Source organism: Flavobacterium sp. (assembly GCF_034111225.1).
Lineage (GTDB): Bacteria > Bacteroidota > Bacteroidia > Flavobacteriales > Flavobacteriaceae > Flavobacterium.
Map to the genome: position 1 here is coordinate 1 of NZ_JAWUXR010000013.1, position 23,246 is coordinate 23,246.

At 30.5% G+C, this 23,246-nt stretch carries 26 protein-coding genes; 9 read left to right on the plus strand and 17 right to left on the minus strand.

Annotated features, from left to right (window positions below):
* Positions 1 to 317: 317 nt before the first annotated feature.
* Positions 318 to 1,550, minus strand: coding sequence for an ABC transporter permease (locus UXY25_RS09520; RefSeq protein WP_320815784.1), 1,233 nt, complete (start codon positions 1,548 to 1,550; stop codon positions 318 to 320).
* 21 nt (positions 1,551 to 1,571) lie between these two features.
* On the opposite strand from UXY25_RS09520, the gene UXY25_RS09525 reads away from it, so the two are divergent.
* Together UXY25_RS09525 and UXY25_RS09530 are read left to right on the plus strand one after the other, a co-directional pair.
* Positions 1,572 to 2,783 (plus strand): DUF1343 domain-containing protein, encoded by a 1,212-nt coding sequence (locus UXY25_RS09525; protein WP_320815785.1) that lies wholly within the window; start codon positions 1,572 to 1,574, stop codon positions 2,781 to 2,783.
* Positions 2,776 to 3,330 (plus strand): hypothetical protein, encoded by a 555-nt coding sequence (locus tag UXY25_RS09530; protein WP_320815786.1) that lies wholly within the window; start codon positions 2,776 to 2,778, stop codon positions 3,328 to 3,330. The genes UXY25_RS09525 and UXY25_RS09530 overlap by 8 nt, the downstream gene beginning before the upstream one ends.
* An 18-nt stretch (positions 3,331 to 3,348) precedes the next feature.
* Here UXY25_RS09530 and UXY25_RS09535 read toward each other — a convergent pair whose 3' ends face one another.
* Entirely contained in the window at positions 3,349 to 3,846 is a 498-nt protein-coding gene (locus UXY25_RS09535) for a YkgJ family cysteine cluster protein (protein WP_320815787.1), read from the minus strand.
* Positions 3,847 to 3,915: 69 nt separating this feature from the next.
* Between UXY25_RS09535 and UXY25_RS09540 the strand changes: the two genes are divergently transcribed.
* Complete coding sequence (locus tag UXY25_RS09540) at positions 3,916 to 4,623, plus strand: class I SAM-dependent methyltransferase (protein WP_320815788.1); 708 nt, start codon at positions 3,916 to 3,918, stop codon at positions 4,621 to 4,623.
* On the opposite strand, the gene UXY25_RS09545 is transcribed toward UXY25_RS09540, so the two are convergent.
* Both UXY25_RS09545 and UXY25_RS09550 read right to left on the minus strand, forming a co-directional pair.
* Positions 4,616 to 4,999 (minus strand): energy transducer TonB, encoded by a 384-nt coding sequence (locus UXY25_RS09545; RefSeq protein ID WP_320815789.1) that lies wholly within the window; start codon positions 4,997 to 4,999, stop codon positions 4,616 to 4,618. The genes UXY25_RS09540 and UXY25_RS09545 overlap by 8 nt on opposite strands.
* Before the next feature lie 4 nt (positions 5,000 to 5,003).
* Positions 5,004 to 5,636 carry a 7-carboxy-7-deazaguanine synthase QueE gene (locus UXY25_RS09550; protein ID WP_320815790.1) on the minus strand — a complete coding sequence of 211 codons (633 nt, stop codon included), beginning with the start codon at positions 5,634 to 5,636 and terminating at the stop codon, positions 5,004 to 5,006.
* A gap of 90 nt (positions 5,637 to 5,726) precedes the next feature.
* On the opposite strand from UXY25_RS09550, the gene UXY25_RS09555 reads away from it, so the two are divergent.
* Positions 5,727 to 6,086 carry a cupin domain-containing protein gene (locus tag UXY25_RS09555; RefSeq protein WP_320815791.1) on the plus strand — a complete coding sequence of 120 codons (360 nt, stop codon included), beginning with the start codon at positions 5,727 to 5,729 and terminating at the stop codon, positions 6,084 to 6,086.
* Between the two features lie 26 nt (positions 6,087 to 6,112).
* Here the strand turns inward: UXY25_RS09555 and UXY25_RS09560 are convergent, their stop codons facing one another.
* Positions 6,113 to 7,456 carry an NAD(P)/FAD-dependent oxidoreductase gene (locus UXY25_RS09560; protein ID WP_320815792.1) on the minus strand — a complete coding sequence of 448 codons (1,344 nt, stop codon included), beginning with the start codon at positions 7,454 to 7,456 and terminating at the stop codon, positions 6,113 to 6,115.
* 124 nt (positions 7,457 to 7,580) lie between these two features.
* Here UXY25_RS09560 and UXY25_RS09565 point away from each other — a divergent pair, with 124 nt between their 5' ends.
* From UXY25_RS09565 to UXY25_RS09580, 4 genes are read left to right on the plus strand one after another with little or no spacing between them, the layout of a single operon-like run.
* A complete protein-coding gene (locus UXY25_RS09565; protein WP_320815793.1) occupies positions 7,581 to 8,228 on the plus strand; it encodes a flavin reductase family protein in 648 nt (215 codons plus the stop codon).
* Positions 8,218 to 8,361: a DUF2256 domain-containing protein gene (locus UXY25_RS09570; RefSeq protein WP_320815794.1), complete on the plus strand. Its 144-nt coding sequence runs from the start codon at positions 8,218 to 8,220 to the stop codon at positions 8,359 to 8,361. Before UXY25_RS09565 ends, UXY25_RS09570 begins: the two co-directional genes overlap by 11 nt.
* Positions 8,362 to 9,636 (plus strand): DASH family cryptochrome, encoded by a 1,275-nt coding sequence (locus UXY25_RS09575; protein ID WP_320815795.1) that lies wholly within the window; start codon positions 8,362 to 8,364, stop codon positions 9,634 to 9,636.
* A gap of 10 nt (positions 9,637 to 9,646) precedes the next feature.
* On the plus strand, positions 9,647 to 11,179 hold the full coding sequence (locus tag UXY25_RS09580) for a cryptochrome/photolyase family protein (protein WP_320815796.1): 1,533 nt from the start codon (positions 9,647 to 9,649) through the stop codon (positions 11,177 to 11,179).
* A gap of 60 nt (positions 11,180 to 11,239) precedes the next feature.
* Here UXY25_RS09580 and UXY25_RS09585 read toward each other — a convergent pair whose 3' ends face one another.
* The 11 genes from UXY25_RS09585 to UXY25_RS09635 all read right to left on the minus strand — a co-directional run bounded on the left by UXY25_RS09585 (position 11,240) and on the right by UXY25_RS09635 (position 21,098).
* Complete coding sequence (locus UXY25_RS09585; protein ID WP_320815797.1) at positions 11,240 to 11,812, minus strand: NUMOD4 domain-containing protein; 573 nt, start codon at positions 11,810 to 11,812, stop codon at positions 11,240 to 11,242.
* A gap of 341 nt (positions 11,813 to 12,153) precedes the next feature.
* Positions 12,154 to 12,537 carry a YMGG-like glycine zipper-containing protein gene (locus UXY25_RS09590; protein ID WP_320815798.1) on the minus strand — a complete coding sequence of 128 codons (384 nt, stop codon included), beginning with the start codon at positions 12,535 to 12,537 and terminating at the stop codon, positions 12,154 to 12,156.
* An 88-nt stretch (positions 12,538 to 12,625) separates the two neighbouring features.
* Entirely contained in the window at positions 12,626 to 13,711 is a 1,086-nt protein-coding gene (locus UXY25_RS09595; RefSeq protein ID WP_320815799.1) for an agmatinase family protein, read from the minus strand.
* An 11-nt stretch (positions 13,712 to 13,722) separates the two neighbouring features.
* Entirely contained in the window at positions 13,723 to 15,015 is a 1,293-nt protein-coding gene (gene kynU / locus UXY25_RS09600) for a kynureninase (protein WP_320815800.1), read from the minus strand.
* Between the two features lie 121 nt (positions 15,016 to 15,136).
* The gene (queA, locus tag UXY25_RS09605; protein ID WP_320815801.1) at positions 15,137 to 16,186 is read right to left on the minus strand and encodes a tRNA preQ1(34) S-adenosylmethionine ribosyltransferase-isomerase QueA; all 1,050 of its coding nucleotides are present in this window, start codon (positions 16,184 to 16,186) and stop codon (positions 15,137 to 15,139) included.
* Between the two features lie 129 nt (positions 16,187 to 16,315).
* Entirely contained in the window at positions 16,316 to 17,545 is a 1,230-nt protein-coding gene (aroA, locus tag UXY25_RS09610) for a 3-phosphoshikimate 1-carboxyvinyltransferase (RefSeq protein WP_320815802.1), read from the minus strand.
* Positions 17,545 to 17,871, minus strand: coding sequence for a nucleotide pyrophosphohydrolase (locus UXY25_RS09615; RefSeq protein ID WP_320815803.1), 327 nt, complete (start codon positions 17,869 to 17,871; stop codon positions 17,545 to 17,547). Before UXY25_RS09615 ends, aroA begins: the two co-directional genes overlap by 1 nt.
* On the minus strand, positions 17,871 to 18,323 hold the full coding sequence (gene dtd / locus UXY25_RS09620; protein ID WP_320815804.1) for a D-aminoacyl-tRNA deacylase: 453 nt from the start codon (positions 18,321 to 18,323) through the stop codon (positions 17,871 to 17,873). The genes UXY25_RS09615 and dtd overlap by 1 nt, the downstream gene beginning before the upstream one ends.
* Before the next feature lie 3 nt (positions 18,324 to 18,326).
* Complete coding sequence (gene rsgA, locus UXY25_RS09625; protein WP_320815805.1) at positions 18,327 to 19,310, minus strand: ribosome small subunit-dependent GTPase A; 984 nt, start codon at positions 19,308 to 19,310, stop codon at positions 18,327 to 18,329.
* Between the two features lie 113 nt (positions 19,311 to 19,423).
* Positions 19,424 to 19,945 carry a hypothetical protein gene (locus UXY25_RS09630; RefSeq protein ID WP_320815806.1) on the minus strand — a complete coding sequence of 174 codons (522 nt, stop codon included), beginning with the start codon at positions 19,943 to 19,945 and terminating at the stop codon, positions 19,424 to 19,426.
* A gap of 70 nt (positions 19,946 to 20,015) precedes the next feature.
* On the minus strand, positions 20,016 to 21,098 hold the full coding sequence (locus UXY25_RS09635; RefSeq protein WP_320815807.1) for a bifunctional 3-deoxy-7-phosphoheptulonate synthase/chorismate mutase type II: 1,083 nt from the start codon (positions 21,096 to 21,098) through the stop codon (positions 20,016 to 20,018).
* Between the two features lie 285 nt (positions 21,099 to 21,383).
* Between UXY25_RS09635 and gldA the strand changes: the two genes are divergently transcribed.
* On the plus strand, positions 21,384 to 22,283 hold the full coding sequence (gldA, locus tag UXY25_RS09640) for a gliding motility-associated ABC transporter ATP-binding subunit GldA (protein ID WP_320815808.1): 900 nt from the start codon (positions 21,384 to 21,386) through the stop codon (positions 22,281 to 22,283).
* Between the two features lie 53 nt (positions 22,284 to 22,336).
* Here gldA and UXY25_RS09645 read toward each other — a convergent pair whose 3' ends face one another.
* Positions 22,337 to 22,729: a hypothetical protein gene (locus tag UXY25_RS09645; protein ID WP_320815809.1), complete on the minus strand. Its 393-nt coding sequence runs from the start codon at positions 22,727 to 22,729 to the stop codon at positions 22,337 to 22,339.
* Positions 22,730 to 23,246: the final 517 nt, after the last annotated feature.

A 23,246-nucleotide genomic window follows, 5' to 3' on the forward strand; every position in this document is an offset into this window, starting at 1 on the left:
CTCCAGGTTAACTTATCAATACTTTAATGAACTTGCCTTTGAATGCGGGTGCAAATGTAGTACCTTTTTCCATTCCCGCAAACCTTTTTTTATCTATTTTTTAATCTTTTTTAAAGAAGGTTGATTACAAGTAACTTACACATGAAAAAAAATACTCATTTGTTTAAACCTTGTATAGAGAATTTATGGATTTAACCACTTACTCTTCAAATACAGGACTCATAGCCCCGAGTGAAGCGGCATCCTTTTATTGTTTTTTATAAAAAAAAATAAAAGATATAGCGGAAAGTGGGAATAAGCTGCTAGAAAAAATAAATTTAATCGAATCGAATGGCTTTTACCGGTGAAATCTTAGTAATTATATAAGATGGAATTAATAAAACCAGCAAACAAATTACTATTGTTCCAAGATTTAAAAGTAAGATATGTAGAAAATTAATATCGACTTGTACTTCGCTTACATAATAGTTTTGCGGATTCAACTTAATTATTCCAAATGTTTTTTGAAGAAACAATAAAGCAAGAGCTATTAAATTCCCAAACAACAAGCCTCTTGAAATTAAAAAACCAGCGTTGTACAAAAATATTTTTCGAATATTCCAGTTGTTTGCGCCAAGTGCTTTTAAGATTCCTATCATTTGTGTGCGTTCTAAAATAAGAACCAACAAGGCAACAATCATATTAATGGTAGCCACGACAATCATAACTATTAATATAATGATGATATTAAAATCGAATAGTTTTAGGAATTCGAAAATACTAAAGAATTTTTCTTCGATGGTTACACTATTATATGTAGACGGAATTTCTTTATATACTTTATCGCCAATTTCTTTTATTTGCGTAAAGTCGTTTATAAAAACTTCGAAAGCTCCAATTTCATCTTTCTTCCATTTATTGATTCTCTGTACATGGCGAATATCACCTATAACATAAGAAGCATCAAATTCTTGAAAACCCGAATTATAAATTCCAACAATTTTAAAATTACGAAGGTTTGGCATTTTACCACTTTCCTTCATAAAAAACGTATTGAACTTATCACCTAACTTTAAATGCAAACGATTTGCTAAATATTCGGAAATTAAAACTTCTTCATTAAGTTCGTCTTTATAATTGGGTAAACGACCTTGAGTGATGTACTCCTTTATATTCGTCCAAACATAATCTTTACCTACACCTTTTAATATGATTCCTTCAACCGAACTTTCTGTTCTTATAATTCCGGCTTTATTTGCTACTGCCTGAATATGGTTAATTCCTTCAATCGTTTTAAACTTGGGATAAAAACTTTGATTGATTGTTACAGGTTGGGTATGCACTTGGGACTGATTGTCATCGAAATTTGTAATTACGATATGCCCATTAAAAGCAGCTACTTTTTCGCGTATTTTATTTTGCAAACCAATTCCTGTTGCAACAGAAACTATCATCATGATAATTCCTATAGCAATTGCCGAAATTGCAATTTTAATTATTGGAGAAGAAATACTACTTTTATAACTTTTAGCAGTAATAAGTCGTTTTGCTATAAAATATTCTAAATTCAAAATATTATGGTCTCTAAATTGATGTTCAAAAATACATTTTTATTCTCGTTTATACTTCTTTTTTCATGCGGAAATTCCGTTAAGAGTATAGAGGAAAGAGAAAAGACGCTAGACAAAGATATAGCTCCTAAAGAAATTCTAATACAGGAATTGAAGACTGGTGCTGATAATTTTGAGAAATACATTCCGCTTTTAGAAAACAAGAAAGTTGGAATTGTAACCAATCAAAGTGGAATATTGACCAATAAAACGCATTTAGTTGATTTCTTGTTGACTGAAAAAATCAACATTCAGAAAATATATGCTCCCGAACACGGCTTTAGAGGAACTGCTGATGCTGGTGAAGTTATTAAAGACGGTAAGGATGTGAAAACAGATTTACCTATAATTTCTCTTTACGGAAATAATAAAAAACCAAAACGAGAACAATTAGAAGGAATTGATATTATGGTTTTTGACTTGCAAGATGTTGGCGCACGTTTTTACACCTATATATCTTCTTTACATTATGTAATGGAAGCTTGTGCAGAAAACAATATTCCGCTGATAGTTTTAGACAGACCGAATCCTAATGGCGGAATTGTAGACGGACCAATTTTAGAAAAAGAATTCACCAGTTTTGTAGGTATGCACCAAATTCCAGTCTTACACGGAATGACAATTGGTGAATATGCTAAAATGATTAATGGTGAAAAATGGTTGATGAATGAAATTCAATGTAAATTGACTGTAATTCCATGTGAGAATTATAACAGAACCATGTTTTATGATTTATTGGTAAAACCATCTCCTAATTTACCCAATGCACAATCGATAAATTTATATGCTAGTCTGTGCTTTTTTGAAGGAACCAATGTAAGTGTAGGCCGTGGAACCGAAAAACAATTTCAAATTTACGGTTCGCCTTACCTTAATAAAGGTACATTTAGTTTTACACCACAGCCTAATGAAGGTGCAAAAGAACCAACTTACAATGGAAAACTTTGTTATGGCGAAGATTTAACCCAAATAAAACCCGTTAATAAACTAGAATTAAAGTGGTTGATGAAAGCTTACGCAGAAACAACGGATAAATCGAAGTTTTTTAACGCGTTTTTTACCAAATTAGCCGGAACGAAAAAACTACAAGAACAAATTGAAAAAGGTATTTCTGAAAATGAAATTAGAGTTTCTTGGCAAAAGGGTTTGAATGATTTTAAAGTAATGAGAAGTAAGTATTTGATTTATGAATAATCTTTGGAACACAGATTTGACAGATTTAAATAATTTTCACGGATTTACGCCTTTGAATCTATTATTAACAACAATTGTAGCTATAGTTTTCATTATCGCTTTAGTCTATTTTTTAAAAAACTATAAATTTTATAATAAATATTCTATTCCTTTATATTTTGTCATACTTATTCTTTTTACTGCAGCAGGTTTTATGTATATCAATAGAGACCAAAAAATAATAAATTTAAAAGCAGATTACGAAATAGCAATTGGTAAGATTGATAAATATATCGTTACAAAAGGTGTAAATAAAATAAATAGGTGCGATTTTACATTTGAAACTAATGGAGAAGTATATTATGAAAATAATAATTCTAATCCATATACTAATCTTCCAAATAAGAAACCAAATTTAGAAACAAACTACCTTGTTATTTATCAAAAATCAAAACCAACAAACAGTTTTATTCTTTTAAATTATCCTTTAAAAGACAGTAGTGATTTTAAAAAATATCAGGTTTTTTTTGAGAAAGAAATTCCTGAAAATGTTTTTAGAAACGATTAAAGTGAATTTTGAATAAAATCACAAAGGCAACTTCTCTTTCATTTTCTCTACAATATTATAGGCCGCAGGACAAACCTCCACGTTTTTCAGGGTTAAATCAGTTATTTGTTGGAATTTCTTTCTATCGGTATGTGGGAATTCGCGACACGCTTTTGGACGAATGTCATAAATAAAACATTTATTATCACTGTCTAAAAACGTACAAGGCACACTTTGCAACACGTAATCGTTGTCTTCATCTATTCGCAAATATTGATCAATGAATTGTTGTGGTTTTTGTTTGAAATTTTTAGAAATACGTTCAATATCAGTAATGGTAAATAATGGCCCCGTAGTTTTACAACAATTGGCACAATCTAAACAGTCGGTTTTTTTAAATTCGGCATCATGTAAATCTTGCATTACTTTATCCAAATTTTTTGGAGTACGCTTTTTCAACTTATCAAAATACTTTTTGTTTTCGATATGCGTATCTTTGGCAAGTTTTCCGAGTTCGTTTAAATTTGGCTTTAGCATTTTTTATAATTTCTTCTACAAAGTTAAACAACTTTTAAACTCATAAACAGTTAAACACATAAACATTTCATGAAAGACCTTTTTGGAAAAGCCATTTTAGATTATCAAACCAATAATAATCCGGAAGATATTATCACGGAGACCTCTATTTCTGAAGCAGATGAAATGAGTGTTGCTTATTTGTTTAGGAATTTTACAAAAATGCCGAAACTAGAACAAAAAGCACTACAACTTACTAAAGGCAAGACTTTAGATGTTGGTTGCGGCGCAGGAAGTCATGCTTTATATCTTCAGAATGAAATAAAGTTAGAAGTTACCGCAATTGATATTTCGGAAAACGCAATAAAAACTTGTCAATTAAGAGGTCTGAAAAATGCTGAAGTTGTGAATGTTTTAGATTTAGATACTTCAGAAAAATTTGACACCATTATACTATTAATGAATGGAACTGGTATTTTTGGGAAATTAGATCAAATAACAACTTATCTTCAAAAATTAAAAAGTCTTTTGAATGAAGGCGGACAAATTTTGATTGATTCGTCAGACATTATCTATATGTTTGACCAAGATGAAGATGGCGCTTACGCAATTAATGGAAATGGTTATTATGGCGAACTAACTTTTACAATACAATATAAAGGCGAAACAGAAGAAACTTTTGATTGGCTTTATTTAGATTATAATACGTTACAAAACGCAGCAATTGCAAATGATTTAGAATGCGAATTAGTTATTGAAGGCGAACATTTTGATTATTTGGCTCGTTTAACTAATTAAAAGTTAGTGGCATTTTTAATTGAATACTGATTGGCTTTCCACCTCTTTTTGCAGGTTCCCATTTAGGTGTTTTTTTTAATACACGAATTAATTCAATTGCAGAATTAGTTCCTAAATCACGTAATATTCTAATATTCTTAACTTCACCAAGTTCATTAACATTGAACGTAAAAATAATTTGCCCTTTCTTTTCAACCGTTGAAACATCAAAGTTTTCGATAATAAAATCATAGAACTTATCAATTCCTCCTCCTTGAAATTTAGCATCAATTAAATCTCCATTTAAATATACTTCACCCCCACCATCTCCAAATTGAGCACTTGAAAAATTGAAGGTAAACAAACCAATTAATAAGGTAAAAATTATTTTTTTCATTGAATTAAGGAATATTTAGATATTTATGTGTTTGTAATGAGATTCTCCATTTTGGGTTCTTCATTACATAATCTACAATAAGCGATGTCATTTCTTCTTTTTTACTCCATTCAGGTTGTAAAAAAAGAATCGCATTTGGATTTACTTTAGCCGCTTGTTCTTCTGCAAATTGAAAATCGTGCTTATTGAATATAATTACTTTCAATTCATTTGCAATATCATATGCACCTTGAACCGGTAATTTCATTTTCTTTGGTGATAAACAAAACCAATCCCAAGTTCCACTTACTGGATAAGCTCCAGAAGTTTCAATATGCACTTTTAAATCTTGTGCTTTTAATTGTCTTGTTAAAAACGACATATCCCAAGTTAAAGGCTCACCACCAGTAACTACAACTGTTTCTGCGTATTTTTTTGCATTTGCAACAAAAACATCGACATGTGTTGGCGGATGAAGCTCTGCATTCCAACTTTCTTTCACATCACACCAATGACAACCTACATCGCAACCGCCGATTCTAATGAAATAAGCTGCTGTACCTGTATGATAACCTTCGCCTTGAATGGTGTAAAACTCCTCCATTAAAGGCAACATTTCACCTTTATCAACCGCAATTTGTATTTCTTTCTTCAACATTGTACTTAAAATAGTTTGCAAAGATAAGGATTAGTGAATAGTAATTAGTAGTTATTTACTATTTTTGAACTTAAGTTAATCTAGTAAATAATGAAAAAATATTTAATCCAAAAAGACCCTTTTGTGGTTCCAACGACCGATGGAAAGTTAATTGAAGAACATCATGGATTAGCTTCTACAGGAAATAAGAATATTTCAATTGCACATATGATTGCTCCGCCAAAATGGAGCGAACCTTTTCAAACGCCAGAATTTGAAGAATACACATATATTATTTCTGGCAAAAAACAATTTATTATTGAAAACGAAACAATAGTGTTAGAAGCAGGCCAATCTATAAAAATTGATGCGAACACTAGAGTTCAATATTCAAATCCTTTTGATGAACCTTGTGAATATATTGCCGTTTGCAAACCTGCATTTGACTTCAATAAAGTACATAGAGAATAGAAAAAAAAGGGCAAAAGCAACTTTTTCTATTCTCTCAACAATTGTAGAATTTGTTGTTCAACAGGTTCTGTCTCCCAAATTTGTTCAATATTCTCAATTGATAATATTTCTTTCATGATTTCATTTTGCCTGTCACCTTCTGCTAAAGCTTCAGCATAAGGTTGATGACTGAAAGTAACTCTACTGTATAAAGGCATCCATTTATCTGGATGTTTTTCAGAAAACCATTTTTCAATTTGTTTTTGTAGGTGGAATTTATCATCTGTTGTTTTAGAGCTCATTTCCCTAAAATTACGATACGATAATTCAGCAATTGCATCAGTATTTGGTTTACGCGAATTTTCATATTCTGTAAAAATGGCTTGCCAATCGTCACCATATTTATCCATTAGATCACTTAAAACTGTAATGTCTTCAAAACCTGCATTCATTCCATGTCCGTAAAAAGGAACAATTGCATGACAAGCATCACCAATTAAAGCAACAGTATCATTATGTGTCCAAGGAAAACACTTCATCGTTACCAAATAGCTCTTTGGATTCTTAAAGAAATCCTCAACCAAATTAGGAATAACATCTTCTGTTGATGGGAAAAATTTTGCAAAAAATGCAACTAATTTATCTTTAGTGTCTAATTCTTCAAAAGAATTTTTACCTTTAAAAGGCATAAATAAAGTACAAGTAAAACTTCCGTCTAAATTTGGCAAAGCAATCAACATGAAATTACCTCTTGGCCAAATGTGTAATGAACTTTTGTCTAATTTATGTGAACCGTCTTCATTTGCCGGAATATTTAATTCTTTATACCCAACTTCTAAGAAGTCTTGCGAATAGTTAAACATACTTTGACGCTGCATTCTATGTCTAACTCTTGAAAAAGCTCCATCAGAACCAAAAACCTTATCGTATTTATAAGCTTTCCACTCACCTCTTTCTTCTTCACCAATATGCAAAGTTGCTTCGCTAAGAGAAACATCCCAAACTTTATGTTCAAAGAAAAACTCTACACCTACTTCTTCAGCTAAATCAATCATTTTTCTATTCAAAACCCCACGTGAAAGAGAATAAATTGCTTCTCCTTCTTTACCGTATTTTTGATAATTAAGAGATTGATCCATCATATGAATTGCCCTTTTTTCCATTGGTAATCCTATTTTTTTTATTTCTTCAGAAATACCTATTTTTTCTAATGCTTTCCAACCTCTATTAGACATAGCCAAATTGATTGAGCGTCCAGAAAATTTAATTTTCCGAATATCTGGACTTCTATCATATACATGAACAATATGGCCTGCTTTTTTTAAATATATTGCCAATAAAGAGCCAACTAAACCAGCTCCAACAATAGCAATCTTTTTTGGTGTTTGCATTTTAAAGTTTTCTTATTACAAAAATAAGTAATTAATAAATGAGAGGTAAGTGAAATAAATGTTTTTTCAAAAAAAAGAATATTTTTGTTTATTCTTTATGTATTTTTGTTAAACAAAATATATTATGAGAAAAATTGCAAATAAGGAATTCAAAGAAATGGATAAAGTAGCACGATTAAATCTTATAAACTCCTCTACGGGTTATAAATCAGTAAATTTAATTGGATCCATATCAAAAGAAGGTAAAGAAAATTTAGCTATTTTTAGTAGTGTTACACATTTAGGAAGTGATCCTGCTTTACTAGGATTTATCATGCGACCTGCAACAGTTCCAAGAGATACGTATAAAAACATACAAGAAACAAGCTATTTCACAGTAAATCATTTAACTGAAAATTTGATTCAAAGGGCACATCAAACATCTGCGAACTACAAAGAAGGAATTTCAGAATTTGAAGAAACCAAAATTGAATCAGAATACTTTGACGAAATAAAACAACCCTTCGTAAAAGAAAGTCCTGTGAAATTATTATGCAAATATGTGAATGAATATCCAATCGTTGAAAACGGTTGTATTCACATTATTGCTTCTATTGAGGCTATTTATTTTGAGGAAGTTATGCTGAATAATGATTATTGGCTTCAACTAGACAAAGGAAATATTGTTACAGTAAATGGTCTAGATGGCTATTGTTTACCCAAATTAATAGACCGATTTGAATATGCAAGACCAAATTCAATGGTGAAATCGATGTTGAAAAATGGCTCATAAAAATGTAAATCTACCTGAAAAAAAATGTAAAACTTGTGGATTGCCTTTTTCTTGGAGAAAGAAATGGCATAAAAACTGGGATGAAGTAAAGTATTGTAGTGAAAAGTGCAGATTAAATAAAAATTATAAATAAATGAAGAGTATAGTCTGGTTTAGAAATAATCAACGTGTAAATGATAATATATCCTTAGCGAAAGCGTGCCGAAATAGCGAATTTGTTTTAGGAGTTTATTGTTTTGACCCAAGACATTTTGCAATTACAAAATATGGTTTTAAGAAAACAGAAAAATTTAGAACTCAATTTTTGATTGAAACCATTCAAGAATTAAAAAAAAACCTAGAAACAAAAAACATTTCTTTGTTGGTTTACTATGATAAACCAGAAAATATCATTCCAAAACTGGTTAAAGAGTATAAAATTGATGCTATTTATTCACAAAAAGAATGGACAAGTGAGGAAGAAAAAGTCAGTAACAATATCAAAAATCAACTTCAAAGGGTGAATTTTATTGAAAATTATGACCAATTTCTATTTCATCCTGATGAAATTCCTTATAAAATAAAGGAAATCCCCAAAGTATTTACTGAATTTCGAAAGCAATGCGAAAAAACAGTTTCCATTCAGCCTGAAAATACTATTCAGAAACAAGCTATTTCTAATGTTATTGAAAATATTACAGAAATTCCGACCCTTAAAACATTGGGCTTTGAGGCATTTGAAACCAGTTCTAATTCGACTTTCCCATTTCAAGGTGGAGAAGATCAAGCTTTGAAACGTTTAAATAATTATTTTTGGAAAACCCACAATATTTCAAAATACAAACAAACTCGAAATGGCTTAATTGGAACTGATTATAGTTCAAAATTTTCACCTTGGCTAGCCAATGGAAGTATTTCTGCGAAAACTATTTATTGGAAACTCAAACAATATGAAACTGAAATCGAAGCCAATGAAGATACGTATTGGTTAGTTTTCGAACTGATTTGGAGGGATTATTTTAAATATATCTCCTTGAAACACGGTAATAAAATATTCCAGTTAGATGGGATTTTGGGAAACAAATACGATTTGAAATTCAATCAGAAAGCGTTTAATCAATGGATTTCAGGCAATACAAAAGAACCTTTTGTAAATGCCAACATGATTGAACTTGCAGAAACCGGATTCATGAGTAATAGAGGCCGACAAAATGTTGCGAGTTTCTGGGCAAAAGAATGGGAGCAGGATTGGAGAATTGGCGCTGCATATTTTGAAAGTATGTTAATAGATTATGATGTACATTCTAATTATGGAAATTGGATGTACAATGCTGGTGTTGGGAATGACCCAAGAGATCGAAAATTCAACATAAAAAGACAAGCTGAAATTTATGATGGTAAGGGAATATTTCAAAAAATTTGGTTATAAAAATACATAAATGACAAAACTAAGACTCATACTAGGAGACCAACTCAATGCAAAGCATTCTTGGGTTAAACAAAAAGAAGAAAATGTAATTTACTTGATGGCAGAAATGCGTCAGGAAACCGATTATGTAAAACATCACATACAAAAAGTAGTGGCTTTTTTCTTGTCAATGCGAAATTTTGCTGAAGCACTAAAAAAAGCAGGTCATAAAGTAATTTATTATAAAATATCGGATGAAGCAAGTCTTCATGATTTAGAAAAAATAATTTCGAAATTAATTACTGAAAACAAAATTGAAAAATTTGAATATCAATTACCCGATGAATATCGATTAGACGAACAATTGAAAAACATTTGTTTTCATATGAAAATCGAATCAGAAGCATTTGACACCGAACATTTTTACACTAATCGAACAGAACTTGCAGATTTTTTTGAAGGCAAAAAACTCTTGTTAATGGAGAATTTCTATCGGATGATGCGAAAAAAACATCATGTTTTAATGCAAGGTTCTCAACCAGAAGGGAATCAATGGAATTTTGATAAAGACAACCGGTTGAAATACAAAGGGCAAGTTCCTGTTCCAGATGCGTTAACTTTTAATCCAAATATAGGAGAAATTCTAACTGAAATAGAAGAAGCAAATGTTGCTACTTTCGGAAAAATTGATGTCATGAAATTTAATTGGCCAACATCTAGAAAGGCTTGTTTAGAACAATTAAAGTATTTCTGTGAAAATTTATTAATTCATTTTGGAGATTATGAAGATGCAATGCATACTGATGAAAAATTTCTATTCCATTCGCGTTTGTCATTTGCAATGAATAGCAAAATGCTTTCTCCCGAAGAAGTTATAGAAACGGTTATTGATTTTTATCACGAAAACGAAGAGGTTATCACTATTTCTCAAGTAGAAGGATTTGTGCGTCAGATTTTAGGTTGGAGAGAATATGTAAGAGGTATATATTGGAAAGAAATGCCAAATTATGGTAAAAAGAACGCTTTGGAAAACCATAATAAGTTACCTGATTTTTATTGGACAGGAAAAACCAAAATGAATTGTATGCAAAAATCCATTTCTCAAAGTTTAGAGGAAGCTTATGCACATCACATTCAGCGATTAATGATTATTGGAAACTTTTCTTTGTTAACCCAAATGCACCCAGATGAAGTTGACGCCTGGTATTTAGGCGTTTACATTGACGCTATTGAATGGGTAGAAATGCCCAATACTCGCGGAATGAGTCAATATGCAGATGGGGGAATAATAGCAACAAAACCTTATGTTTCTTCTGGAAATTATATTAATAAAATGAGTAATTACTGTGGAAATTGTAAGTATAATGTAAAAGAGAAACTGGGAGAAAAAGCCTGTCCATTTAATAGTTTGTATTGGAATTTTCTTGATGACAAAAAAGAATATTTTGCAAACAATCAACGTATGAATATGATGATGGTACTTCTTAATAAAATAAAACCTGAAGAATTAATAAATATTAAGGAGAAAGCTCAACATATTATGGAGAACCTGGATTCTTATTAACAAAAAAAAAGAGCTGCGAATTTCACAACTCTTTTAATTAACAATATTTTAGTAGCTTAATTATACTTTAATGTGTCCCCAGTTTTCACCGGTTTTAATTCTGTGTAATTGCATTTCTGTCACACCAAATTGCTTTGCTAATATTTTAAGTCGGGTTTTTCTGTTTGGATCAAGCAATTTTCTTTTTAATCGAATAACATCTATTTCAGATAATTTAGTGTTTTTAGGTCCAAATTTTTCAAAAGCTTTTTTTCTTCCTTCTGCTACAAATGGACTTTTATATCCATGTTCTCTCATTTCTTGATAAGAAACCCATTTCAAATTGGTAATTACATTATTTGTTTTGTCATAATCTAAATGAATAACATGTGTTTGATCATCAGATATTTTAGACATAAATAATTCACCAATCATTTTATGAATTGCATGTGCATAGATTGTCTTTTTATTATTTGCTTGTCTAATATATCTAAAGTAAGGAAAGCCATCATTATTAGCTGGCTTTAACAATCTACCTTCTTTAATATTTGAAGTAAAGCTTTTTAAACGACCTAAATTTGAAACAGCATATCGTACTTTTCCAGGAATTTCAAGCTCATATTCTTTCCATTCTTCTATTATAAAATGACCCATTACTTGTGTTTTTGGTTAATAATTTGGGTTTCAACTAGTAATAATCTAATTTACGAATAATTAACTAAAACATCACAAATATGGAATAATATTCGTGCACCTATATTTCCAAACAAACCTTTGATTTCACCTGGAACAACTTCAACTAAATCAAAACCTAATAATTTATTTTTCTGCTGATCTACTTAACAAACAGTCATTTCAAAGATTAAACCTCTTAAAATTAAAGTTAACGTTCTTTTACAATATAAAGCGTCAATCCAATTAAAAGGAACGTAACTTTTCTAAACAAATAAGAGTTGCTTATAAGCAACTCTTATTTAAAATAAATAAACCTCTTGTTATTCTTTCTTTGAATCAATAATAGCACCCGTTCCTGCTCCAACTCCTGCTCCAGCTAAACCGCCAATAATTGCACCAGTTCCTTTTTTCTCACTAACAATTGCACCAGTTGCAGCGCCAACACCAGCACCAATTAAGGCCCCTTTAGCAGCATTACTCATTCCTTTACGTTTTTGAGTTACCGGTTGAGCATTGTTATTTACATAAATCACTTCTTTTTGACTTGTTGTTACTACTATCATTGAATCAATAACTCGTTGTTTTTCTTGAGCTACATTTATTGAGTCAATTGTTTGCTGTTTTTCAACTTCCATTTCTGCATCATGATTTTTACATGAAACTAAAGACAAAACCACTACCAATATCATTACTACCTTTTTCATAATCTTAATTTTAAATTACATTTCAAAATTAGCACGATTTCCAAGATAATAAGTTACATAATTCTGATAAAAAGTTATGTAATAAAAATTATTTTTTGAATTCAATTTTTTTTCCAACATTCATTTTTTGAGATTTAGCTAACATTCCGCACATATGGAATAACATTCTTGCCCCTACATTTCCATCCCAATCTCCATTTTCACCTGGTGCAACTTCTACTAAATCAAAACCTATAATTTCTTTATTTGAATCTGCTAACCTACTTAATAAATATGTTGCCATTTCATAAGTAAAACCTCCCGGAACCGGAGTGCCTGTATTTGGGCAATACAAAGCATCCATTCCATCAATATCAAATGAAACGCAAACTTTTCTAGGTAAAGAATTTATGATATTATCACATAAATGCTGCCATGTATTCCCTTCAAACAATTGTTTTTTTAAATCAGTATCTGTATGAACTAATACACGCCCATTTTCATTTTTTACTACTTCTACTTCTTGCTCACAGAAATCTCTAATTCCAACTTGTACGATTTTAGAAATTTGTGGTAGTTTCAAAGCATTGTACATAATTGAAGCATGTGAATAAGTAAATTGTTCATATGCAATTCTTAAGTCCATATGTGCATCAAGATGTAAAATTCCAAAGTTTTCATGTTGAGATGCCAATGCTTCATAATAGCCAAGTGGTGTTGAATGATCTCCACCTAATAAAACCACTTTTTTCCCTTTACTCATCCAATACTGAACTCTTTCTTTTACTTCAGTATGTAATTCTCTACAAATCTTATTTATTTTATCTAAATCTGACTGAAGAGCTGGGAAAATTGAAATGTCTTCTCCATTTTCTTGTGCTTCAATAATAGGCTGAGCAAGACTTTTATATTTTTCAGAATTCGTCGCCCAATGTGACGGAACTTCGTCCATAAAGATTCCTAATTTCCATAACTCTGGAAACTCTTGATGATTTAAATCTACTTGAAAAGAAGCATCTAATATAGCATTAGGTCCTTCCGAAGCACCAGCACCATAACTAACCGTAACTTCCCATGGAACAGGGATTACAATTATTTCACTTTGCTCTGCAGAAAATGGCAATCCAAAGACGGTTGCATCTGCTAATCCTGGTTGACTTGGGTCAAAAGTATTTATGATTTGTTGTTTTGTCATTTTTAATGAAGTTATTTAGATAAAATCCCTTGTTTTAAAATCTGTCCAAATTTATACATGTCTTCAAAAGAAGTATACAGTGGAACTGGTGCGAAACGAATTACATTTGGCTCACGCCAATCCGTTACAACTCCGTTTTCCATTAAATATGTAAATAACTCCTTTCCTTGTCCATGTAAGTAAACAGACAATTGACAGCCTCTTTCTTCCTGGTTAGCAGGTGTTAAAATTTCAAATTCTGTTTCTTCTAACTCAGCATCAATTTCATGTAAAATAAATTCTAAATAAGAAGTGATTAGATTTCTTTTCGCAACCAATTTTTTCATTCCTATTTCTGCAAACATATCTACTGAAGCTAAGTAAGGCGCCATTGATAAAATAGGCAAATTACTAATTTGCCATCCATCGGCACTTTGAGCCGCATCAAATTTTGGTTCCATTAAAAAACGGCGTTCCTTATTATGTCCCCACCAACCCGCAAAACGACTTAATTCTTTGTCATTATGATGTTTTTCATGAACAAAATATCCTGAAGCATTTCCAGGCCCAGAATTCATGTATTTATAACTACACCAAGCCGCAAAATCAACTCCCCATTTGTTTAATTCTAATTCTATATTACCTGCTGCATGTGCAAGGTCCCAACCAACATACGCTCCTACTTGATGACCTGCTTCTGTAATAGTTTTCATATCAAAAACTTGACCCGTATAGTAGTTAACCCCACCTATTAAAACTAAAGCTAACTCATCTCCAACTTCTTCAATTTTAGCAAGAACATCTTCTAAACGAATATTATGTTCTCCTTCTCTGCGCTTGATTTCAACAATTGCTTCATTTTTATCAAAACCAATACCTTTAGAATGAAAATCGACTTGCGATTGAAACATATATTGATCTGAAGGAAATGCTTTTTCTTCGCAAATAATTTTATATTTTTTTAGCGTAGGATTATAAAAGGAAACCATGAGTAAATGTAAATTTACCGTTAAAGTATTCATTACACCGACTTCAGTTGGTTTTGCTCCAACAATTTCACTTAAAGGCTGACAAAACCTTTCGTGATAATCCCACCAAGGTTTATCAGCATAAAAATGACCTTCTACAGCTAAATTAGCCCAATCATCCATTACCTGATCAACATATTTTTTTGCACTTTTTGGCTGTAATCCTAAAGAGTTTCCTGTAAAATAGATTACATCTTTATTGTTTATTTGAGGGAAAATAAATTCTTCTCTATATTTACTTAACTCGTCTTGATTGTCAAGTTGTTGTGCGAATTCTAAAGTGTTTTCAAATTTCATTTGAGGCTTATTTTATAAAAGGTAAAAATAAGTATAAAATAAGAAAGGTGAAAGCCAATAGTTATAAATAAAAAAATCGCATCAAATAGACGCGATTTTTTTATTTATAATATGAATTGTTTTACAATATTAACATTGCATCTCCATAAGTATAGAATTTGTATTTTTGTTCAATTGCTTCTGCATAAGCCTTTTTCAATAAATCGTGACCACAAAAAGCTGAAACTTGCATTAACAAAGTAGACTTAGGGATATGGAAATTTGTAACCATAGCATCTGCCAAACTGAACTCATAAGGAGGGAAAATAAATTTATTTGTCCAACCTGTATATGGATTTAAAGTTCTTTTTGAAGATACTGAACTTTCCATTGCACGCATAGATGTAGTACCTATACAACACACTTTTTTCTTTTTAGTTCTAGCTCCATTAATAATATCACAAGCCTCTTGAGAAATATCCATTTCCTCAGAATCCATTTTATGCTTTGATAAATCTTCAACCTCAACAGGATTAAAAGTACCTAATCCTACATGTAGTGTTACTTCTGCAAAATCAATCCCTTTAATTTCTAATCTTTTTAATAAATGTTTAGAAAAATGTAATCCTGCTGTTGGAGCTGCAACTGCACCTTCAACTTTAGCATATATTGTTTGGTAGCGTTCTGCATCTTCTGGCGTAACTTCTCTTTCAATATATTTAGGTATTGGAGTCTCACCAAGTTCTAATAATTTAGCTCTAAATTCTTCATATGAACCATCATATAAGAAACGTAAAGTTCTACCTCTAGAAGTTGTGTTGTCAATAACTTCAGCAACTAAAGTTTCATCATCACCAAAATATAATTTATTACCAATTCTAATTTTACGAGCCGGATCTACCAAAACATCCCACAAACGTTGCTCTGCATTTAATTCTCTAAGTAAGAAAACTTCAATTCTAGCACCTGTTTTCTCTTTGTTTCCAAATAATCTTGCTGGGAAAACTTTAGTGTTATTTAAGACCATTACATCTCCATCGTCAAAATAATCAATCAAATCCTTAAACTGTTTGTGCTCTATTTGACCTGTTTTTCTATGCACCACCATTAATCTTGACTCGTCGCGATTTTCTGCTGGAAATTCTGCCAATAATTCATCTGGCAAATTAAAATGGAAATGAGATAATTTCATATATACAATTTAGATGTTAGAATTTAGAATTTTAGATGTGACTCTATTCTAAAAGCGAATGCAAATATACGACTGTGAAATAGGCGTTGTCAAGTAAAATGAGGTTTATTTTCAAAAACCCTTTGTTTACTATACCCCGTCGGTTTTAAAACCTATCTTTTCTAGATCTTCCCAAAAAACGGGAAATGACTTTGAAACAACCTCAGCATCTTCAATTATAATGGGAACTTTTAATGCTAAAGGCGCAAATGCCATAGCCATTCTATGATCTTGATAGGTTGCTATTGAAATGTTTTTATTAATTTCTGATGAAGTTGTTAAAGTTAAACTATCATTTGTAACCGCAACATACGCTCCAAGTTTAGTTAATTCTATTTTCAAAGCTTCAAGGCGATCTGTTTCTTTAATTTTTAAAGTATCTAAACCTGTTAAATTACAACCTATTCCTAATCCGAAACAAGTTACTGCAATGGTTTGGGCAATATCAGGACAGTTGTTTAATTGACGGTTAACAATTGAATATTGACAATTATTAGTTTTTGAAATTGTTATTGATTTGTCGTTATTGAAAGCTGTTTCTACTCCGAAATCTTTATAAATTTCTACTAATGTTGAATCACCTTGAATACTATTTATTTTATAATTTGAAAGTGTAATTTGTGTCCCAATTTCAGAAAGAGCAACAACTGAATAAAAATAAGAAGCCGAACTCCAATCACTTTCAATTGATATATCATGATTACTAATTAATGATTTTGGCGCTACTTTGATAATGTTTTTTTCAAAAGAAGTTTCAATTCCAATTTCATTTAACAAAGCTAAAGTCATTTTTATATAAGGAATAGATGTAATTTCTCCTTCCAAAGTCAATTCTAATCCGTTTTCTAATTTGGGAGCAATTAACAAAAGTGCAGAAATATATTGGCTGCTTACATTTGCCGGAAGTGAAACTTTGCATTGAGTTAGTTTTTGCCCTTTAATTCTAATTGGCGGAAAACCTTCATTTTCTTCATAAGTTATAATTACTCCAAGTTGTTGAAGTGCTTCAACCAAAATTTTAATTGGTCGCTCTTTCATTCTTGATGAGCCAGTTAAAACGACTTCTCTTCCTTCTTGAACAGCAAAAAAAGCCGTAAGGAATCGCATAGCTGTCCCTGCATGATGAATGTCAATTATTTCAGCTCCAGAAAGTAATGCCATTTGCATTGCATCAGAATCATCGGACTTTGAACTATTTTCTAATTTAATATTTTTATATAAAGCTTGAAGCAATAACAATCTATTGGTTTCCGATTTAGATCCCGTAATTTTTATTGTTGAACTTTTATTTACTTTAGAAAGCTGAAGGCAGATATTCACTACTTTAATTTTTCGTTATTATGATGACGGTCGTGATCACGTTTGGTTTTCAAATCCATCTTTTTATCAAAAGCGGCTTGTAAGTCCACTCCTGTCTGATTGGCTAGACACATTACGACAAAAACAACATCGGCAAGTTCTTCTCCTAAATCTTTGTTTTTATCGCTTTCTTTTTCAGATTGTTCACCATAACGACGTGCAATAATACGTGCAACTTCACCAACTTCTTCAGTAAGCTGCGCCATATTCGTTAACTCGTTAAAATAACGAACTCCGTGTTCTTTTATCCAAGTGTCAACTTCTAGTTGCGAATTTTTTATGTTCATTACTCTTTGTTTTTTGAATCAATAATTATAGTCACAGGCCCATCGTTAATTAATGAAACTTTCATATCTGCACCAAATTGACCAGTTTGCACTTTTTTATCTAATTCTGCTTCCATTTGTTTCACAAATTCTTCATAAAGTGGAATTGCAACATCAGGTTTGGCAGCTTTTATATAACTAGGACGATTCCCTTTTTTTGTAGCAGCGTGTAAAGTAAACTGTGAAACAATAATCATTTCACCATTTATATCTTTTATTGAAAGATTCATCACTTTATTTTCATCTTCAAAAATGCGGAGATTTGCTATTTTAGATATCAGCCAGTCGATATCTTCTTTAGAATCAGTATCTTCAATTCCAACTAAAACCAATAATCCTTTTTGAATTTGGGCTTCGATTTGATTATCAATAGTTACAGAAGATTCCAAAACTCTTTGAATTACAACTTTCATTCTTTACGATTTTCTCGTTTCATCACTTGCTTTTCTATCTGCGTCATAAACATCCGCGCGATAGTGTTCCTCATCTCCTTCTAAAATTTGAATATAACTTTTATAACGAGACCATGCAATTTCATCTTTCTCTAATGCATCTTTAACCGCGCATTTTGGTTCGTCTTTATGCAGGCAATTATTGAATTTACATTGTTCTTTTAATGCAAAAAATTCAGGGAAATAATCGCCAATTTCTTGTTTATCCATATCTACAACTCCAAAACCTCTAATTCCTGGTGTGTCAATAATTTTAGCATTACCAAAAGATAAGTCAAACATTTCTGCAAATGTTGTAGTATGTTGCCCTTGTGAATGTGAATCAGAAATTTTCTTAGTTTTTAAATTTAAACCTGGCTCTAATGTATTAACTAATGTAGACTTACCAACACCCGAATGTCCAGAAAACATAGCTGTTTTATTAGCCATCAAAGCCTTAAGTTCATCTATTCCTTTGTTTTCTAATGCTGAAACTCGTAAGCATTTATAACCTATTTGAGAATAAGTGTATTGTAAGTATAATTGTTCGTCAGAAGCATCTTCATTAAAAGTGTCGATTTTGTTGAAAATTAATACCGCTTCAATTCCATATGCTTCAGCTGTAACCAAAAAACGATCAATAAAACTTGTTGTAGTAGGTGGATTATTAATTGTGACCAATAAAAATCCCAAATCAATATTTGAAGCAATAATATGTGTTTGCTTGGAAAGATTTACCGATTTTCTAACAATGTAATTCTTTCGGTCGTGTATTGTATGAATCAAACCGTTTTCAACATCAGAAGTAGTATCTAAGTCGAATTCAACAACATCTCCAACAGCTATAGGATTAGTGCTTTTAATTCCTTGTAATCTGAACTTTCCTTTTATTCTACATTCGTAAAAAGTACCACTTTCTGCTTTTACAGTGTACCAACTTCCAGTAGATTTATATACGATTCCTTTCATGAAAACTAAAACCAGTTTTATTAATAAGAACAAAGATAGTCTTTCTTGTTAAAAAATTATAAATAAAAAAGACCACTATTAAGTGGTCTTTTAAATATGTTTTAAGTTAGATATTAATATTTATATCCAATCCCTTTTTTAATAACTTGAGAACCTCCTAATGAATTAGAACTTGCTCCAACAGTAGATTTATCTGCAGTTTGCAAAATAAAAGGACATTTCATTTTTGCAGCTTCTTTTTTTAATTTCATTTCTGCTTTTTTGTCTCCTGTATTACCTGTATGGTAGTTAATTAATCCTGTTTTACCTCTAACCTCATCTACTTTAGTTAAACCAGCGATATAAGACTTATCCTCTAATATTACTACATTAGCCCAATCAGCCTCTCCATTAACTACAATTTTTTCAGTTACTTCTTCTGTTCTTTTACTTTTTCCGTAAACTATTTTTTCAATTGAATATTTACCTAAAGTATTTTCAGCTTCTTCACCATCGTATACAAAAACAATAGTATATTCTTCTACTCTTAATACTTTACCGTCAACTGTTTCACCATTGTGCTTGTAAATTTTATCAACTTGAGCACTTGCAAATGCAGTAAAAAATAATACTGCTAAAATTAGAATTTTTTTCATTTTTTTGGATTTGTTAATTTTCTATGTTTAATAAGCGATATTACAAAAATTATTTCAATAATTTAGAATTTTATTTATTCACTATTTTTTCCTGATGATTAATACTTTCTTGATGAATAGCTTTAAATAACTTTAGCACAAACTCTTCACTTAATCCTTTAGATTCGCCTTCCAATATCATTTTGCCTAAAATTTCATTCCATCTTTTATTTTGAAGAATTGCAACATTTTTTTCTCTTTTAAGTAGTCCGATTTGATCTGCAATCTTCATTCTATTCCCAGAAATCTCTAATATTTTTTCATCATAAACATCTATCTGTGCTCTAAACTTTGCTAATTTAATATTATATTCATCTGCTTCATCCGTTTCTTTACGGACTTTTAAATCAATAAATATTTGTTTTAGAGCAGTTGGAGTAACTTGCTGTGCAGCATCACTCCAAGCATTTTCTGGATCAGTATGTGTTTCAATAATTAATCCGTCGTAATTTAAGTCTAAAGCTTGCTGGCAAACTTCATGAATCATGTCTCTTTTTCCTGTAATATGTGAAGGATCACAAATTAATGGCACATCTGGGAAACGATTTTGAAAATCAATAGCCACTTGCCATTCTGGATTATTACGATATTTTGTTTTTTCATAAGTAGAAAAGCCTCTGTGTATAACTCCTAATTTTTTAATATTAGCATTATATAAACGCTCTAATCCACCAATCCATAATGACAAATCAGGATTCACTGGGTTTTTTAACAAAACTATTTTATCGGTTCCATTTAAAGCATCTGCTATTTCTTGAACTGCAAATGGATTTGCTGCTGTTCGAGCTCCAATCCATAAAACATCAATATTGTGCTCTAAAGCTAATTTAACATGAGCAGCTGTTGCCACTTCAGTAGACATTAATAAACCTGTTTCCTCTTTTGCTTTTTGCAACCATTTAAGACCTATAGCACCAACTCCTTCAAAACCTCCTGGTCTTGTTCTTGGTTTCCAAATTCCAGCTCTAAAAATAGAAACATCTGAATTTTTTAATTCATTTGCAATATTTAAAACCTGCGCTTCGGTTTCTGCACTACATGGTCCTGCAATAACTAAAGGATGATCTAATTTAAAATCATCTAACCACGTTCTCATTTCTTTATTATTCTCCATAATTCTATTGATATTGTAAAATTATAACTTATTTATTAATTAGCTTGTTGGCATTCAATCATTTTTAAGCAAAAAAAATCCCGATTTGCATCGGGATTGTATAGTTTTATATTAAATTCGATTTTTCAATCAATTAACACCATAACAATCCATTCTTCTTTTCCAGAAGAAATAAAATGAATTGTTGTAAAATTTAGAATTATTCAAAATCTTTTTTGTTATTGATTTAACAAATGTACAAAGTATTTTCTTTTTTAATTACTTTTGCTTATCAATTTTATAAATATGTCGATAGAAGTTTTAAATGTTTCCAAGAATTACGGAGAACAAAAAGCACTAGATAATGTCAGTTTTTCTATTTCAAAAGGAGAAATTGTTGGTTTTTTGGGTCCGAATGGTGCTGGAAAATCTACTTTAATGAAAATTTTAACGACCTATATTTCTGCAGATGAAGGAAAAGCATTAGTAAATGATAATGATGTAATTGACAATCCGAAAGCTGTTCAAAAGTCTGTTGGATATTTACCTGAACACAATCCTTTATACTTAGACTTATACATTAGAGAATATTTAGCTTTTAATGCAGATGTTTATAAAACTCCAAAATCTAGAATTGAAGAAGTTATTGCATTAACCGGATTAACTCCAGAAAGCAATAAGAAAATAGGAGAATTATCTAAAGGATACCGTCAAAGAGTTGGACTTGCTTGTGCTCTTTTACATGATCCTGAAGTTTTAATCTTAGACGAACCTACTACTGGACTTGATCCAAATCAATTAGTTGAAATTAGAGAATTGATAAAAAATATTGGGAAAAACAAAACCGTTTTTCTTTCTACGCACATCATGCAAGAAGTCGAAGCAATTTGTGATAGAATCATTATTATTAATAATGGTAAAATTGTAACTGATAAAAAATTAAATCAAATATCTGAAAGTACAGAACAAACAATTGTTGTAGAGTTTGATTTAAAAATTGAAGAACAATTCATCAAAAAATTACCCAATTTAACTTCTTACAAAAATACTCATGATATGGTTTGGGAACTTACTTTTACAAGTGACCAGGATATGCGTTCTGTAGTTTTTGACTTTGCTAAAGAAAATGGATTAAAGACACTTCAATTAAATTCGAAGGATAAAAATATTGAAACTGTGTTTAGAGAAATGACAGCAAAAAAATAAATCCATTACATCAATTGATATAATGGATTTATCTCATCAGTTTTCTACTTTTTTTAGTCCAAAGTTGCAATATATTGATTTTGCATCTTATCTAAATCATAATAAATAACCGATAAAGCATACTTTGAAAGTGCTGAATCAATAACTTGGCTATAAATAAATGCATCTTCTGTTAAACCATGCTTCGTTATTGCTTCCTTTACATATTTAACTGCTCTGTCTTTATCATTATTATTGTAATAGCAGTTAGCAATTTCAAGATATACATTTTTAAAATCTTTAGCACCTGGAGAATTTAAATATTTTTTATATTCTTTTATAGCTAAAGTGTAATCTTTAACCAAATAAGCTTTTCTTGCTTGATTAAGCAATATAGTATCATTCTCAATTGCATAATTAAATTGCGCAACGAATAAAAAAACTAAGGTTAATATAATTTTCTTCATGGCATTTGTTTTAATAGTTTAACATTATAAACTTACCACTTTTTTCGCTAAATAAAAAATAAAATCGTCAATTAAAAATGATTTTAACAGATTTTGAAACAAAATATTAACATTATTTGTAAATATAATTCAATAAAAATGTAATTTATAAATAAAATTAATAATTCAATACTGTAATTTAACGATATACTGACTTATTTGTAAAAATAACTATTTTCCCTAAAAAATATTATATCCTAAAAACCTATCAAATATATTTTAAATTTGAAATATATTTCTGACGTAAACCATTATATTCTTTAATATTGTCAATTATAAAGTAGTTTGTGGAATTAATTATACAACTCCTCATTTATTCTCTTGTAGTGCTTATTGACATCTTTACAAAATAGTTTAAATCCTATTTTAAAATTTCGCCATTTTTTACTTTTTATTTTATTATTTTTCATTTCAATCAGAATTCAGTAGTTATCTCTAAATATATTAGCTTCAACAAAATCGACATCTTCTTTAAAGC

Coding starts and splice junctions, on each gene's coding strand:
- UXY25_RS09525 (WP_320815785.1), top strand. CDS start 1,572: ATGTTCAAAAATACATTTTTATTCTCGTTTATACTTCTTTTTTCATGC.
- UXY25_RS09530 (WP_320815786.1), top strand. CDS start 2,776: ATGAATAATCTTTGGAACACAGATTTGACAGATTTAAATAATTTTCAC.
- UXY25_RS09535 (WP_320815787.1), bottom strand. CDS start 3,846: ATGCTAAAGCCAAATTTAAACGAACTCGGAAAACTTGCCAAAGATACG.
- UXY25_RS09540 (WP_320815788.1), top strand. CDS start 3,916: ATGAAAGACCTTTTTGGAAAAGCCATTTTAGATTATCAAACCAATAAT.
- UXY25_RS09545 (WP_320815789.1), bottom strand. CDS start 4,999: ATGAAAAAAATAATTTTTACCTTATTAATTGGTTTGTTTACCTTCAAT.
- UXY25_RS09550 (WP_320815790.1), bottom strand. CDS start 5,636: ATGTTGAAGAAAGAAATACAAATTGCGGTTGATAAAGGTGAAATGTTG.
- UXY25_RS09555 (WP_320815791.1), top strand. CDS start 5,727: ATGAAAAAATATTTAATCCAAAAAGACCCTTTTGTGGTTCCAACGACC.
- UXY25_RS09560 (WP_320815792.1), bottom strand. CDS start 7,456: ATGCAAACACCAAAAAAGATTGCTATTGTTGGAGCTGGTTTAGTTGGC.
- UXY25_RS09565 (WP_320815793.1), top strand. CDS start 7,581: ATGAGAAAAATTGCAAATAAGGAATTCAAAGAAATGGATAAAGTAGCA.
- UXY25_RS09570 (WP_320815794.1), top strand. CDS start 8,218: ATGGCTCATAAAAATGTAAATCTACCTGAAAAAAAATGTAAAACTTGT.
- UXY25_RS09575 (WP_320815795.1), top strand. CDS start 8,362: ATGAAGAGTATAGTCTGGTTTAGAAATAATCAACGTGTAAATGATAAT.
- UXY25_RS09580 (WP_320815796.1), top strand. CDS start 9,647: ATGACAAAACTAAGACTCATACTAGGAGACCAACTCAATGCAAAGCAT.
- UXY25_RS09585 (WP_320815797.1), bottom strand. CDS start 11,812: ATGGGTCATTTTATAATAGAAGAATGGAAAGAATATGAGCTTGAAATT.
- UXY25_RS09590 (WP_320815798.1), bottom strand. CDS start 12,537: ATGAAAAAGGTAGTAATGATATTGGTAGTGGTTTTGTCTTTAGTTTCA.
- UXY25_RS09595 (WP_320815799.1), bottom strand. CDS start 13,711: ATGACAAAACAACAAATCATAAATACTTTTGACCCAAGTCAACCAGGA.
- kynU (WP_320815800.1), bottom strand. CDS start 15,015: ATGAAATTTGAAAACACTTTAGAATTCGCACAACAACTTGACAATCAA.
- queA (WP_320815801.1), bottom strand. CDS start 16,186: ATGAAATTATCTCATTTCCATTTTAATTTGCCAGATGAATTATTGGCA.
- UXY25_RS09615 (WP_320815803.1), bottom strand. CDS start 17,871: ATGAACATAAAAAATTCGCAACTAGAAGTTGACACTTGGATAAAAGAA.
- dtd (WP_320815804.1), bottom strand. CDS start 18,323: ATGAAAGTTGTAATTCAAAGAGTTTTGGAATCTTCTGTAACTATTGAT.
- rsgA (WP_320815805.1), bottom strand. CDS start 19,310: ATGAAAGGAATCGTATATAAATCTACTGGAAGTTGGTACACTGTAAAA.
- UXY25_RS09630 (WP_320815806.1), bottom strand. CDS start 19,945: ATGAAAAAAATTCTAATTTTAGCAGTATTATTTTTTACTGCATTTGCA.
- UXY25_RS09635 (WP_320815807.1), bottom strand. CDS start 21,098: ATGGAGAATAATAAAGAAATGAGAACGTGGTTAGATGATTTTAAATTA.
- gldA (WP_320815808.1), top strand. CDS start 21,384: ATGTCGATAGAAGTTTTAAATGTTTCCAAGAATTACGGAGAACAAAAA.
- UXY25_RS09645 (WP_320815809.1), bottom strand. CDS start 22,729: ATGAAGAAAATTATATTAACCTTAGTTTTTTTATTCGTTGCGCAATTT.